This is a genomic window from Actinomadura rupiterrae, assembly GCF_024172125.1.
Lineage (GTDB): Bacteria > Actinomycetota > Actinomycetes > Streptosporangiales > Streptosporangiaceae > Spirillospora > Spirillospora rupiterrae.
The window spans coordinates 458508-471859 of record NZ_JAMZEA010000003.1; the positions used below are offsets into that span (position 1 = coordinate 458508).

The 13352-nt window shown below is 72.0% G+C and carries 13 protein-coding genes; 2 read left to right on the forward strand and 11 right to left on the reverse strand.

Going from position 1 to position 13352, the window contains the following annotated elements; genetic code table 11:
• The first annotated feature begins 45 nt into the window (after window positions 1-45).
• Window positions 46-648, forward strand: a complete 603-nt coding sequence (locus FHU30_RS10890) for a dTDP-4-dehydrorhamnose 3,5-epimerase family protein (RefSeq protein WP_253874613.1) — start codon at window positions 46-48, stop codon at window positions 646-648.
• Here FHU30_RS10890 and rfbD read toward each other — a convergent pair.
• From rfbD to FHU30_RS10910, 4 genes are all read right to left on the reverse strand, one after another.
• On the reverse strand, window positions 645-1472 hold the full coding sequence (gene rfbD / locus FHU30_RS10895) for a dTDP-4-dehydrorhamnose reductase (RefSeq protein WP_253874615.1): 828 nt from the start codon (window positions 1470-1472) through the stop codon (window positions 645-647). The two genes, FHU30_RS10890 and rfbD, sit on opposite strands and share 4 nt — an antisense overlap.
• A complete protein-coding gene (gene rfbB / locus FHU30_RS10900; protein ID WP_253874617.1) occupies window positions 1469-2449 on the reverse strand; it encodes a dTDP-glucose 4,6-dehydratase in 981 nt (326 codons plus the stop codon). Before rfbB ends, rfbD begins: the two co-directional genes overlap by 4 nt.
• 62 nt (window positions 2450-2511) lie before the next feature.
• Window positions 2512-3579 (reverse strand): glucose-1-phosphate thymidylyltransferase, encoded by a 1068-nt coding sequence (locus tag FHU30_RS10905; RefSeq protein ID WP_253874619.1) that lies wholly within the window; start codon window positions 3577-3579, stop codon window positions 2512-2514.
• 153 nt (window positions 3580-3732) lie between these two features.
• Window positions 3733-4119, reverse strand: a complete 387-nt coding sequence (locus FHU30_RS10910; protein ID WP_253874621.1) for a hypothetical protein — start codon at window positions 4117-4119, stop codon at window positions 3733-3735.
• A gap of 251 nt (window positions 4120-4370) precedes the next feature.
• Between FHU30_RS10910 and FHU30_RS47000 the strand changes: the two genes are divergently transcribed.
• Window positions 4371-5288, forward strand: coding sequence for an ArsR/SmtB family transcription factor (locus FHU30_RS47000; RefSeq protein WP_253874622.1), 918 nt, complete (start codon window positions 4371-4373; stop codon window positions 5286-5288).
• Window positions 5289-5413: 125 nt separating this feature from the next.
• Here the strand turns inward: FHU30_RS47000 and FHU30_RS10920 are convergent, their stop codons facing one another.
• The 7 genes from FHU30_RS10920 to FHU30_RS10950 all read right to left on the reverse strand — a co-directional run bounded on the left by FHU30_RS10920 (window position 5414) and on the right by FHU30_RS10950 (window position 13332).
• A complete protein-coding gene (locus tag FHU30_RS10920) occupies window positions 5414-6676 on the reverse strand; it encodes a sulfate adenylyltransferase subunit 1 (protein WP_253875302.1) in 1263 nt (420 codons plus the stop codon).
• Between the two features lie 29 nt (window positions 6677-6705).
• Complete coding sequence (gene cysD, locus FHU30_RS10925; protein WP_253874624.1) at window positions 6706-7623, reverse strand: sulfate adenylyltransferase subunit CysD; 918 nt, start codon at window positions 7621-7623, stop codon at window positions 6706-6708.
• 29 nt (window positions 7624-7652) lie between these two features.
• A complete protein-coding gene (locus tag FHU30_RS10930; protein ID WP_253874626.1) occupies window positions 7653-8546 on the reverse strand; it encodes a 3'(2'),5'-bisphosphate nucleotidase CysQ in 894 nt (297 codons plus the stop codon).
• Window positions 8547-8738: 192 nt separating this feature from the next.
• The gene (locus tag FHU30_RS10935; protein WP_301322944.1) at window positions 8739-10259 is read right to left on the reverse strand and encodes a sugar transferase; all 1521 of its coding nucleotides are present in this window, start codon (window positions 10257-10259) and stop codon (window positions 8739-8741) included.
• A 145-nt stretch (window positions 10260-10404) separates the two neighbouring features.
• A complete protein-coding gene (gene pth, locus FHU30_RS10940; RefSeq protein ID WP_253874628.1) occupies window positions 10405-10980 on the reverse strand; it encodes an aminoacyl-tRNA hydrolase in 576 nt (191 codons plus the stop codon).
• Window positions 10981-11138: 158 nt separating this feature from the next.
• A complete protein-coding gene (locus FHU30_RS10945) occupies window positions 11139-11771 on the reverse strand; it encodes a 50S ribosomal protein L25/general stress protein Ctc (RefSeq protein WP_253874629.1) in 633 nt (210 codons plus the stop codon).
• A 580-nt stretch (window positions 11772-12351) separates the two neighbouring features.
• Window positions 12352-13332, reverse strand: coding sequence for a ribose-phosphate diphosphokinase (locus FHU30_RS10950; protein WP_308211260.1), 981 nt, complete (start codon window positions 13330-13332; stop codon window positions 12352-12354).
• Window positions 13333-13352: the final 20 nt, after the last annotated feature.

Below are 13352 nucleotides of genomic sequence, written 5' to 3' on the forward strand. Positions count from 1 at the left end.
TGTGACCTGCCTCTCCACGACCGACCGTGTGGCATTCTTGCGCATGTGGAACCACTTGGCATCAAAGGGGCGTTTCTCGTCTCCCCCCGCGTTCACGGCGACCGGCGCGGGTCCTTCCACGAGTGGTTCCGGGCGGACGCCATGCGCGAGCGGCTCGGCCACGACATGAAGCTGGAGCAGGCGAACTGCTCGGTCTCGGCGCGGGGCGTGCTGCGGGGCGTGCACTTCGCCGACGTCCCGCCTGGCCAGGCCAAGTATCTCAGCTGCGTGCGCGGCGCGCTGCTCGATGTCGCGGTTGACCTGCGCGTCGGCTCGCCGACCTTCGGCCAGTGGGACGCGGTCCGCCTCGACGAGGACAACCGGCGCTGCATGTACCTAGCCGAGGGCCTCGGCCACGCGTTCCTCTCGCTGGAGGACGGCACGACCGCGATGTACCTGTGCTCGGAGCCGTACACGCCCGCGCGTGAGCACGGCGTCCACCCGCTCGACCCGGACCTCGGCATCGAGTGGCCGTCCGATGTCGAGATCGTGATGTCGGACCGGGACGCCGCCGCGCCGTCCCTCAAGGAGGCCCTCGACGCGGGCCTGCTCCCCGACTACCGGGACTGCCTCGCCTACTACGCCAAGCTCGGCGCGACGTTCGTCTAGCGGAGTTCCGGCCAGGCGGCGTGGAGGGCTTCGCGCCAGTCGCGCATGGGCTCCATGCCCGCGCGGTCCCATCCCTTATGGCCGAGGACGCTGTTGGACGGTCGCCGCGCCGGACGCGGGAACCGGTCCGTCGTCGTAGGCCGCACGCGCTCCGGATCGTGCCCGAGCAGCGCGAACACCTCGCGCGCCAGGCCGAACCAGGTCGTCTCGCCCGCGTTGGTGCCGTGGTAGATCCCGAAGGGCGCGTCGGACGCGACCAACCGGACGATCCGGTCGGCGAGGTCGCCCGTCCAGGTGGGCTGGCCGCGCTGGTCGTCGACGACGTCGACCGTGTCGCGCTCGGCGGCCAGCCGGGCCATGGTCGCGACGAAGTTCGGCCCGTGCGCGCCGTACAGCCAGGCCGTCCGGACGACGTAGGACCGCTCGTACGCGAGGGCGGCCTGCTCGCCCGCGAGCTTGGTGCGGCCGTAGGCGTTGATCGGCCCGGTCGGGTCGTCTTCGCCGTAGGGGCCGTGACCTGGGAAGACGTAGTCGGTCGAGAGCTGGACGAGGCGCGCGCCGGCCTCGCGGCACGCCTCGGCCAGGTGCCCGACTGCCGTGCCGTTGATCGCGAGCGCGTCGTCCTCGCGGGCCTCGGCGTCGTCCACGGCCGTCCAGGCGGCGCAGTTGACGACCGCGTCCGGCCGGTGCACGGCGACGGCCTCGCGGACGGCGTCCGCGTCGGTCAGGTCGAGGGACGCGCGGTCCAGCGCGACCGCGCCGGGCAGGCGCGCGGCGAGATCGGTGCCGAGCATCCCGTCGGCACCGGTGACCAGGCACTTCACCGCGCGTCCTCGGCCCGCTTCTTCAGCGGCTCCCACCAGTCGCGGCGGTCGGCGTACCACTGGACGGTCTCGGCGAGCCCGTCCTCGAACGCGACCTGGGGCGCGTAGCCGAGCGCGCGGAGCTTGGTGTCGTCGAGCGAGTAGCGGCGGTCGTGGCCCTTGCGGTCGGGGACGCGCTCGACGCGGTCCCAGCCCGCGCCCAGGGCGTCCAGGAGCCGCTGCGTGAGCTCCAGGTTGGTCAGCTCCGCCGTGCCCGCGATGTGGTAGACCTCGCCCGGCTCGCCGCGCTCGGCGACGACCTGGATGCCCCGGCAGTGGTCGGCGGCGTGGATCCAGTCGCGGACGTTCCCGCCGTCGCCGTAGAGCGGCACGGTCAGGCCGTCCATCAGGTTCGTCACGAACAGCGGGACGACCTTCTCGGGGAACTGGTACGGCCCGTAGTTGTTGCCGCAGCGCGTGATCGACACCGGCAGGCCGTGCGTCACCGCGTACGCCCGCGCGATCATGTCGCCGCCGGCCTTCGCCGCCGAGTACGGCGACCGGGGCGCGAGCGGCGCGGACTCGTCCCACGAGCCCGCGTCGATGCTGCCGTACACCTCGTCGGTGGACACCTGGACGACCCGGGGCACGCCCGCGTCCAGGCACGCCTGCATGATCGCCTGGACGCCCTGCACGTTCGTCCGGACGAACTCCCCGGCGCTCGCGATCGACCGGTCCACGTGCGACTCGGCCGCGAAGTTGACCACCACGTCGTGGCCCGGCACGACCTCGGCGAGCAGCCCGGCGTCGCACACGTCGCCGTGCACGAAGTCGAACCCGCCCTCGACCGGGTCGAGGTTGGCGAGGTTGCCCGCGTAGGTCAGCCGGTCGAGCACGGTCACCCGCGCCCCCGCGAACTCCGGGAACGCCCCGGACACGACGTCCCGCACGTACTGGGACCCGATGAACCCGGCCCCGCCGGTCACCAGAACTCTCATCGCCCGCCAACCCTCACTGCCCGCCAACCCTCACCGTCTGGTCACCCTCACTGCTTGCCTCCTCACTGCCTGATCTGCACCTTGCTGTGGTCGCCGAGGACGAGCCGGTGCGCGCGGGGCACGTGCGGCGCGGGCGTCACCTCGGCCTCCCGGCCGATCAGCGAGCACTCGATCCGGCCCACCCCGTCGATGGACGCGCCGCGCAGCACGATCGAGTACTCGATCTCGCTGTCGATCAGCCGGCAGTCCCGGTCGATCGAGGTGAACGGCCCGAGGTAGGAGTCGCGCACCACCGACCCGGCGCCGACGATCACCGGCCCGACGATCCGGGACCCGGTCACGGTCGCTCCCGGCTCGACCACGACCCGCCCGATCAGCTCGGACGACGCGTCCACGGTGCCCTGCACGGACGGCTCGACGCCCTCCAGCACCAGCCGGTTGACCTCCAGCATGTCGGTGACGTTGCCGGTGTCCTTCCAGTAGCCGGAGATCACCGTGGAGTCGACCCGGTGGCCCGCGTCGATCAGCCCCTGGATCGCGTCGGTGATCTCCAGCTCGTCCCGCCAGGACGGCTTCAGCCGGGCGACGGCCTCGTGCACGCGCGCGCCGAAGATGTAGACCCCGACGAGCGCCAGGTCGCTCTTGGGCCGCCGCGGCTTCTCCTCCAGGCCGACGACGCGCCCGGCGGCGTCCAGCTCGGCGACGCCGAACGCGCGCGGGTCGGAGACCTTGGTGAGCATGATCTGCGCGTCGGGGCGCTCGTCCCGGAACCGCTGGACGATCTCGTTGATCCCGCCGACCACGAAGTTGTCGCCGAGGTACATCACGAAGTCGTCGTCGCCGAGGTACTCGCGGGCGATCAGGACGGCGTGCGCGAGCCCGCGCGGCGCGTCCTGCGGCAGGTAGGTGACCTCCAGGCCGAACGCCGACCCGTCGCCGACCGCGTCCTGGATCTCGGCGGCGGTGTCGCCGACGACGATCCCGACCTCGCGGACACCGGCGTCCCGCAGGGCCTCCAGCCCGTAGAACAGCACCGGCTTGTTCGCCACCGGCACCAGCTGCTTGGCCGAGGTGTGCGTGATCGGCCGCAGCCGCGAGCCGGAACCGCCCGCCAGGACGAGCGCCTTCACGGCGCTCCCCCACCGGGCCGGGGGGAAACGAGAGGGTACACAGCGGCTCCAGGGACCCCGAGGGAAGGACTCCTCGACAGTACCGGCCCCGAAACGCTTCCCCGCCACGCTTCCCCCTGACCACAAGCAGCCAGCGGCGCGGGTCGCCCGGGCTCAGATCGTGAGCGTCGGGCTCAGGCTCGTGATCACCGCCGTGGACGTCTGGTAGGTGCCCCGCGCGGTGTACGAGCCGGGCGCGGCCGGGATGGTCTTGGTGACGGTCCCGGTCGTCCCGGTGACCGTGGCGCAGTTCTGCGGCAGGTTGTTGATCGTCACGCAGATCCGCATCCCGGCCGCGTTCGTGCCGGAGACGCTCGCGCTCGCCACGATGGCCGGTCCGGACGTCCCGATGCAGGTCCGCAGGTACTGGCCGCCCGAGGTCAGCAGCGTGGTGCAGCCACCGCCGGACTCGGCGCCCGCCGGGCCCGCGAGGGCCGTCCCCGCCAGCGCCAGCCCCGCCGCCAACCCCGCGGTGCCGACCGCCAGGTGCGCTCGTCGCATGATCGTTCCCCTTCCGTGCGGATGGTCGTCCCGTCGAAAGAGTGCGCCGGGGCGGAGCGATCATCCACCGATTAGGGGCTCGGCCTAATCGATGGACAGCCCGGGGCGCTCGAAGGACGGCAGGTCGCACACCCCCAACACCGAATTGGGCGGTATTTGCGCGTTTGCTTGCGTCCTGAAGTGGCCGCGCCGGAGGGGCGGTTCCTGACGCATGATCCATTCGGGCGGATCACGGGGAAGGGAGTGCGGGGGTGCCGATCATCCGGTTCGACGCGGCCGATCTCGCGAACACGCGGTTCGCCATCTCGCCGCTGGGCCACCTGGTGCACGGGGTGCAGGGCAGCGCGTGCAGCGTGCGGTCCGGGCTGCGGCAGCAGTGGTGGCGGACGGCGCGCAGGAACGTGCCAGGGACGAGCGCGCGGCTGGTGGCGATGCTCGCGGCCGATCCCGAGCGCACACCGTCCTCCCTGCTGCCGCCCGCGGTGGACGGCGTGCTGGAGCCCACGCTCGACCAGGAGCTCGAACGGCTGGAGGCGGCCGGGCCGCACGACGTCCCGGGCCTGGTGGACTCGGTCCGGGCGCTGTTCAGGGCCTGCATGGCCGACGACTGGGCGGACATCCGCCGGACCCTGCGGGCCGACCTCGGGCACCGCACCGAGACGATGCTCACCGGCGGGCCCGTCGCGGTGCTGCGGACCCTGCACCCGGAGCTGACCTGGCAGGACGGGCACCTGGTCGCCGGAACGACCGCGCCCGGCCTCGAACGCCATCCGGACGGCGCCGGGTTCCGGCTGATGCCCTGCGCCTTCGGCCGGGACGGCCTGCACCCGGTCATCGACGCCGCGCACCAGCCGATCCTGATCTACTCGGCGCTGCCGGAGGCCGGACCGGCCGGGGCGGGCGGCCTGGAGGCCCTGCTCGGCACCGGACGCGCCCGGACGCTGCGGGCCCTCGACGGCTCGCCCGCGTCCACGACCGAACTGGCGCGGCGGCTCGGCGTCTCCGCGCCGACCGCGTCGGTGCACGCGGCGCGGCTGCGGGACGCCGGGCTCACCACGTCCATGCGGGACGGCCGCAACGTCCTGCACTGCGTGACGCCGCTCGGCGCCGGCCTGCTCGCCGCCAACCCCGGCACCGACCGCGAACGCGCCGTCAGCGTCCCGCGATGACCCCCGTCCCGCGCGGACGTGAGGAGTCCCGAGACGACTCCCGCCCGGCGCGTCGGCGAGGCGTCCGGAGAAAGCGCCGGCTCGGCACGCGGACGGAGGTCGGCGTGCCGAGCCGGGACCACCCGCTAGCGGGCGGAGATGATCATTCCGGCCGCGACCGTGTTGTTGGTGGCCTCGTCGATCAGGATGAAGCCGCCGGTCAGCCGGTTGCGGGAGTAGTCGTCCACGAACAGCGGCTGGGTGACGCGCAGCGAGACGCGGCCGATCTCGTTCAGGCCGAGGCCGGTCGCGTCCTCGTCCCGGTGCAGGGTGTTGACGTCGAGCCGGTAGTGCAGGTCCTTGACCATCGCGCGCGCCGTGCGGGTGGTGTGCTTGAGGGTCAGCTTCGAGCGCGGCGTGAGCTGCCGGTCCGGGGTCATCCAGCAGACCATCGCGTCGATGTCCTGCGCCACCTCGGGCCGGTTGTTCGGCCGGGCGATCATGTCGCCGCGGCTGATGTCGATGTCGTCGGCCAGCCGCAGCGTCACCGACATCGGCGCGTACGCCTCGTCCACCGGGCCGCGGGGGCCGTCGATCCGGGTGATCGTGGTGGTCAGGCCGGACGGCAGGTGCACCACCTCGTCGCCCGGCTTCAGCACGCCGCCCGCGACCTGCCCCGCGTAGCCGCGGTAGTCGTGCAGCTCGGGGTCGGTGCTCTTGTGCGGCCGGATCACGTACTGCACCGGGAACCGCACGTCGATGAGGTTCCGGTCGGACGCGATGTGCACGTGCTCCAGGTGGTGCAGCAGCGAGCTGCCCGCGTACCAGGGCATGTTCCCCGAGCGCTCCACCACGTTGTCGCCGTGCAGCGCCGAGATCGGCACGAAGGTCAGGTCGGTGATGTCGAGCTTGGCGGCGAACGCGGTGAACTCGTCCACGATCCGCTCGTAGACCGCCTTGTCGTAGTCGACCAGGTCCATCTTGTTCACCGCGACGACCAGGTGCGGCACCTTCAGCAGCGTCGCCAGGAACGCGTGCCGCCGGGACTGCTCCAGGATGCCCTTGCGCGCGTCCACCAGGATGATCGCCAGGTCGGCGGTGGACGCGCCGGTGACCATGTTCCGGGTGTACTGGATGTGCCCCGGGGTGTCGGCGATGATGAACTTGCGGCGCGGCGTCGCGAAGTACCGGTACGCCACGTCGATGGTGATGCCCTGCTCCCGCTCGGCGCGCAGGCCGTCGGTGAGCAGCGCGAGGTTGGTGTACTCCTCGCCGCGGTCGGCCGAGGTCCGCTCGACCGCCTCCAGCTGGTCCTCGAAGATCGACTTGGAGTCGAACAGCAGCCGCCCGATCAGCGTGGACTTGCCGTCGTCCACCGAGCCCGCCGTCGCGAACCGCAGGATGTCCATGGGCTTCCCCGCACTCGTCATGGTGCTCACTAGAAGTAGCCCTCCTTCTTGCGGTCCTCCATCGCGGCCTCCGACGACCGGTCGTCGGCGCGGGTCTGGCCGCGCTCGGTGATCCGGGTGGCCGCGATCTCCTCCATCACCTGCTCCAGCGTCGCCGCGTTCGACTTCACCGCGCCCGTGCAGGACGCGTCGCCGACCGTGCGGTACCGGACGACCGCCTCGAACTCCGGCTCGTCCTCGCCGCGGTTGGCGAAGCCGGTCTCGGCGTCCAGCAGCATGCCGTCGCGCTCGAACACGCGGCGGGTGTGCGCGAAGTAGATGGGCGGCAGCTCCAGCCCCTCGCGCCGGACGTAGTCCCAGATGTCCAGCTCGGTCCAGTTGGAGAGCGGGAAGACCCGGACGTGCTCGCCCTGCCGGATGCGGGTGTTGTAGAGGTTCCAGAGCTCGGGGCGCTGGTTCTTGGGGTCCCACTGGCCGAACTCGTCGCGGAAGGACACCACGCGCTCCTTGGCGCGCGCCTTCTCCTCGTCGCGGCGGGCGCCGCCGAACGCGGCGTCGAACCGGTGCTCCTCGATCGCGTCCAGCAGCGTCGTGGTCTGCAGCCGGTTGCGGGACGCGCGGCGGCCGGTCTCCTCCACCACCCGCCCGGCGTCGATCGAGTCCTGCACGGACGCCACGACCAGGCGCAGGCCGAGGTCGGCCGCCCGGCGGTCGCGGTACTCGATGACCTCGGGGAAGTTGTGGCCGGTGTCCACGTGCATCACCGGGAACGGGATCGGCGCGGGCCAGAACGCCTTCTCCGCCAGGCGCAGCATCACGATGCTGTCCTTGCCGCCGGAGAACAGCAGCACGGGCCGCTCGAACTCGGCGGCCACCTCGCGGATGATGTGGATGGACTCGGCTTCCAGCACGTCCAGCTGTGACAGCAGGTAATCGCAGCGCTGCATGGGTGAGGACTTCCTGACTTCGGGGCCAGTCATGAGGCAACGTCCCGGATGCCGGTCAGCAGCGTCGGTGCCGACACGGGATGGCACACCAGGATATCCGGCAGGCGCGGGTCGGCCCGGTTGTAGACCAGGGGGGACCCGTCGATCCGGGACGCGTGCGAGCCCGCCGCGAGCGCGACCGCGGCCGGTGCGGCCGAGTCCCACTCGTACTGGCCGCCCGCGTGGACGTAGGCGTCCACCTCGCCGAGCAGCACGGCCGAGATCTTCGCGCCCGCCGACCCGATCGGCACGAGATCGAGCTCTCCGGGGACGCGCTTGGCGAGGTCTTCGAGGAACGCGGGCGGCCGCGAGCGGCTCACCGCGATCCGCAGCCGACCGGGGTCGGCGGGCTCGGGCACGACCAGCGGGCCCGCTTCCGGCCCTCCGGAACCGGCCGTATCGGACGTCCATCCGGACGCGCCGGGACCGGTCGGCAGCACGGCGGCGCCGCTCCCGGTCGTGTGCAACGTCACGCCGCGTCCGGGCAGGGCGACGGCGCCCGCCGCGAGGCGGTCACCGGTCCAGAGCGCCACGTGGACGGCCCAGTCGAGCCGTCCCTCCTCGGCGAACTCGCGGGTGCCGTCGAGCGGGTCGACGATCCAGACGCGCGGGGAGGCCAGCCGGTCGGCCAGGGACGAGTTCGCGGTCGGCGCCTCGGACGACCCGGCGGACCGCTTGCCCGCGACCGACGCGCGGCCTTCCTCGGAGAGCACGGCGTCGCCCGGACAGCGCTCGGCCAGCCTCGCCATCAGGTACTCGTGCGCCCGGAGGTCGCCCGTGTCCTTCAGAGCGCGCGCGTCGGCGAAGCCCAGCCCGTCCCGTACGTCCAGGAGGAGCCGACCCGCTTCCGACGCCAGCTCGGCGGCCAGCGCGTGGTCCGTCATCCCGCTCGTCACACCCCAATTCCCGACTCAGCCGATCAGTTGGGTTAAGAATCTCATGGGCACCGGGGAGCGACCCACGCCGGGGGCCGGGTAAGCCGCCCGGTAAGCGCAGGGTACGCGGCCGGAGCCGGTGCCCAAAGCCGCGCCGTTGGACGGCCCGGGTCGTCAGCGCGGGTCGATGGCCCGGCCCGCCTAGTAGGCGCCGGAGCCCCGGAACACCGCCGACCAGGTCTTCCACATGATCTGCAGGTCCATCGCCAGCGACCAGTTGTCCACGTAGCGCAGGTCGAGCCGGACCGACTCCTCCCAGCTCAGGTCGGACCGCCCGCTGACCTGCCACAGCCCGGTCAGCCCCGGCCGGACGACCAGCCGCCGGTACACGTCGCCGCCGTACCGGGCGACCTCCTCCGGCAGCGGCGGGCGCGGGCCGACCAGCGACATCTCGCCGCGCAGCACGTTGATCAGCTGGGGCAGCTCGTCCATCGAGTAGCGGCGCAGCATCCGGCCGACCCGGGTCACCCGCGGGTCCGAGCGGATCTTGAACAGCACGCCGTCGTGCTCGTTGTCGCCCAGCAGCGCGGCCTTGCGGTGCTCGGCGTCCTCCACCATCGTGCGGAACTTCAGCACGGTGAACTCGCGCCCGCCGCGCCCGACCCGGACCTGCTTGAACAGCACCGGGCCGCGGTCGGTCAGCTTGATCATCGCGGCGACCGCCAGCAGCAGCGGGCTCAGCACCAGCAGCGCCACCGCCGCGCCCATCCGGTCGAGCAGCGTCTTCAGCGCCTTGCGGACGCCGTCCAGCTCCGGATGCTCCACGTGCAGCAGCGGCAGCCCCGACACCGGGCGGATCGAGATGCGCGGGCCCGCGACGTCCATCAGCGCGGGCGCGACGGCCAGCTCCACGTCGTCCCGCTCGATCTGCCAGGCCAGCCGGCGCAGCGCCACGCCGTCCATCTCCGGGCAGGCCAGCACCGCGACCGAGTCGGCCCCGAGGCGCTCGACGACCTGCGCGACCTGCGCGAAGTCGCCGCCGACCGGCACCTTCTCGACCGGGCCGCCCTTGTCGTTCGGCGGCAGGCACACCGCGACCACGGCCATCCCGTGGTAGCGCTTCTGCCGCAGCAGGCGGATCAGGTCGGCCAGCGCCGCGCGGTGCCCGACCGCGACCACCCGGCGCATGCAGTCGCCCTTCCAGCGCCGCGCGTGCAGCCGCTTGCGCAGCCGGTACCGCGCGGCCAGGCAGAGGAAGACGCCGAGCGGCAGCGCGAGCACCACGTACCCGCGGGCCACCTCGATCTTGAACGCGTAGGACACCATCGCGACCGACGCGATCAGCAGGAACCCCGCGCGCAGCACGCGGTGGAACTCCTCGTACCCGACCCCGGTGTAGCGCGGCTGGTAGGCCCGGCACAGCACCAGCGCGACCAGCCAGAACACGGGCAGGAGCAGGCTGAACACCGCGTACGGCAGGGTCATCCGGTCGGGGAAGCCGGGGAAGCGCGCCGCGAAGGCCACCCCGCCCGCGACGAGCATGGCGAGCGCGTCGAGCGCGACCGCGGACCGCTGGTAGGCGCGCGTCCACTGCTGGACGGCCGACCGGGCGCGGATCGCCCCGGACGACCGCGTGCCGCCGGAGGAACGGCCGTCCCCGGAGGACGCGCCGTCCTCTGAGGTCTCGCCGTTCGCAGACCGAAGCCCGTCCACCACGGCCATGCCGACATCACCCGCCTTGCAACACTTGCCCCGGAACGCGGCTCACACCCCAGTGACGGTCGAATACCCCACAGGGTTCACATGCGCCCACATGCACCACGTTGTGATGCATCTTACGGGCGATCTCCCCGCGGGGAAGACCTTCTCAGGAGGCGTGGAACTCGTTCTGCGCGGCGTCCAGACCGCCGGTGATCAGCGCCTCCACGGCGTCGCCCGCGCGCTCGGCGTTCAGGTCGAGCTCGCGGCGCTCCACCGCGGAGAAGTCCTTGAGGACGAAGTCCGCGGCGTCCATTCTGCCGGGCGGGCGGCCCACGCCGAAGCGGATCCGCAGGTACTCCTTGTCCCCGAGGGACTTGGTGATGGAACGCAGCCCGTTGTGCCCGTTGTCGCCGCCGCCCTTCTTGAGGCGGATCGCGCCGTACGGGATGTCCAGCTCGTCGTGCACCACGATCGTCCGCTCGACCGGGACCTTGTAGAAGTCGCGCAGCGCCTTCACCGGGCCGCCCGACACGTTCATGAACGAGCGCGGCTTGGCCAGCACGACGCGCGCGCCCGCGAGCCGCCCTTCGAGGACGTCCGCCCGCGCCTTGTGCGACTTGAACTTGCCGCCGACGCGCCCGCCGAGCACGTCCAGGACCATGAACCCGGCGTTGTGCCGGTTGCCCGCATAGGACGGGCCGGGGTTGCCCAGCCCCACGACCAGCCACAGATCAGTGCTCACCACGGTTCCTCGGGAAACGGGCACGGCCCCTTCCGGTGCGGACGCACCGGAAGGGGCCGTGCTCTCAGCTGTTCGAGCGCCGGGGACCGGGTCTCAGGGACCGGGCCTCAGAGACCGGGGTCCCGGCGGCGCTGTTCGAGCGGCGACCGGAGCGGTCGTCACTCGGCGGGCGCCTCGGCGGCCTCGGCCGGGGCCTCCTCCTCGGTCGCGGCCTCGCCCTCGGCGGCCTCGCCCTCGGTGTCGCCGGCGGAGACCGACGCGTCGTTGATCTGCAGGATCAGCGTCTCGGGGTCGGTGACCAGGGTGGAGCCGGCGGGCAGCTTCACGTCGGAGGCGTGCACCTGCGCGCCGATCTCCAGGCCGTCGATCGAGACGTCGACACCGTCGGGGATGTGGGTGGCCTCGGCCTCGACCGACAGCTGCACGGTCTCCTGCGCGACCAGGCCGCCGGAGACGACGTCGCCGGTCAGGTTCACGGCGATCTCGACGGTGACCTTCTCGCCGCGCTTCACCGCGAGCAGGTCGACGTGCTCCAGGAAGCCCTTGATCGGGTCGCGCTGCACGTCCTTCGGCAGGGCCAGCTCGACGGCCTTGCCCGGGATGTCGATGGTCAGCAGCACGTTCGGGGTCTTGAGGGCGAGCATGAGCTCGTGGCCCGGAAGCGCGATGTGGACGGGGTCGGTGCCATGGCCGTAGAGGACGGCGGGCACCTTGCCGGCCCGGCGGGTGCGCCGCGCGGCACCCTTACCGAACTCGGTGCGCGGCTCGGCGGCGATGCGTACCTCGGACACGGCGAAAACTCCTCGTTGTTGCGATCCACGGCCGACCGGCACGGTCGTCCGCTACGGACAGTGCGAATCAGGCGTTGCTCGATGCGTCGTGCGCCTCGAAGACTCGTTACGCGTTCCTCCGGGGAGTGCGGAACCTGCCCAGGTTCCACTGCCAGGGCCGCACTGAACCGACCCGGGGGCATACGCGGATTCAAAGAGTCTAGCCGATGGCCGGAACGCCCCGGGCCACCAGTCCTCAAGCCGCCGTTCACCGAACGCGTCTACAGGGCCCCGGCGCCGCGCGTTCCGCCCCTCGGACGGCCCGTCCTACCCCTCCGGCGGCCGCGTCCCCGCCCGGACGCGCGAGCGCCCGGCCCGCATCGCGGACCGGGCGCTCGGCAACGCTCAGCAGAGGGCGTCCTAGGGCCTGTTTCGAAGTGGCCTCGGCCACCCGCGAACGCGTGACCAGCGCGATGCCGCGACGCCGGAGGCGAGCGGCACCGCGCTGATCGCGAAGCGATGCCGCGTTCGCCCAGGCACGGTCACGGAGCGAGCCGCCAGGCGAGCGCAGTGGGCCGGGACTTTGAAACACAGCGTCCTACTAGCTGTGACCGCCGAACAGGCTGGTCACCGAGCCGTCGGTGAAGACCTCGTGGATCGCGCGGGCGACCATCGGGGCGATCGACAGCACGGTCAGCTTGTCGAACTGCTTGTCCTCCGGGATGGGCAGCGTGTTGGTCAGCACGACCTCGGAGATCTTCGAGTTCTTGAGCCGGTCCACGGCCGGGCCGGACAGCACGCCGTGGGTGGCGGCGACGACGACCTTGGTCGCGCCGTGCTCGAACAGCGCGTCCGCGGCCTTCACGATCGTGCCCGCGGTGTCGATCATGTCGTCGACCACCACGCAGGTGCGGCCCTCGACGTCGCCGACCACGTCGAACACCTTGACCTCGTTGGCCACGTCCGGGTCGCGCTTCTTGTGGATGATCGCCATCGGCACGCCGCCGAGCCGGTCGGACCAGCGCTCGGTGACCCGCACCCGGCCCGCGTCCGGCGCGACCACGGTGACCTGGGACAGGTCCAGCTTGTCCTCGAAGTGGTCGGCCAGCAGGTCCAGCGCGAACAGGTGGTCGACCGGGCCGTCGAAGAAGCCCTGGATCTGCGCGGTGTGCAGGTCCACGGTGATCAGCCGGTCCGCGCCCGCGGTCTTGAACAGGTCCGCCATCAGCCGGGCCGAGATCGGCTCGCGGCCGCGGTGCTTCTTGTCCTGCCGCGCGTAGCCGAAGAACGGCGCGACCACGGTGATCCGCTTGGCGGACGCGCGCTTCAGCGCGTCCACCATGATCAGCTGCTCCATGATCCACTGGTTGATCGGCGCGGTGTGGCTCTGGATCACGAACGCGTCGCTGCCCCGGACCGACTCCAGGAACCGTACGAAGGTCTCACCGTTGGCGAAGTCGTAGGCGGAGGTCGGCGTCAGCTCGACGTCGAGGTTCGCCGCGACCTCTTTGGCCAGTTCCGGGTGGGCGCGGCCGGTGAAGAGCATCAGCTTCTTCACGCCGCTGGTCTCGATCCCACTCACTTGGACGACTCCCCCTCAGA

Excerpts from the sequence above, each read along its gene's own strand:
- FHU30_RS10930 (WP_253874626.1), bottom strand. The coding sequence starts at position 8,546 with ATGACGGACCACGCGCTGGCCGCCGAGCTGGCGTCGGAAGCGGGTCGG.
- rfbB (WP_253874617.1), bottom strand. The coding sequence starts at position 2,449 with ATGAGAGTTCTGGTGACCGGCGGGGCCGGGTTCATCGGGTCCCAGTAC.
- FHU30_RS10910 (WP_253874621.1), bottom strand. The coding sequence starts at position 4,119 with ATGCGACGAGCGCACCTGGCGGTCGGCACCGCGGGGTTGGCGGCGGGG.
- FHU30_RS10920 (WP_253875302.1), bottom strand. The coding sequence starts at position 6,676 with ATGGACATCCTGCGGTTCGCGACGGCGGGCTCGGTGGACGACGGCAAG.
- FHU30_RS10935 (WP_301322944.1), bottom strand. The coding sequence starts at position 10,259 with ATGGCCGTGGTGGACGGGCTTCGGTCTGCGAACGGCGAGACCTCAGAG.
- cysD (WP_253874624.1), bottom strand. The coding sequence starts at position 7,623 with ATGCAGCGCTGCGATTACCTGCTGTCACAGCTGGACGTGCTGGAAGCC.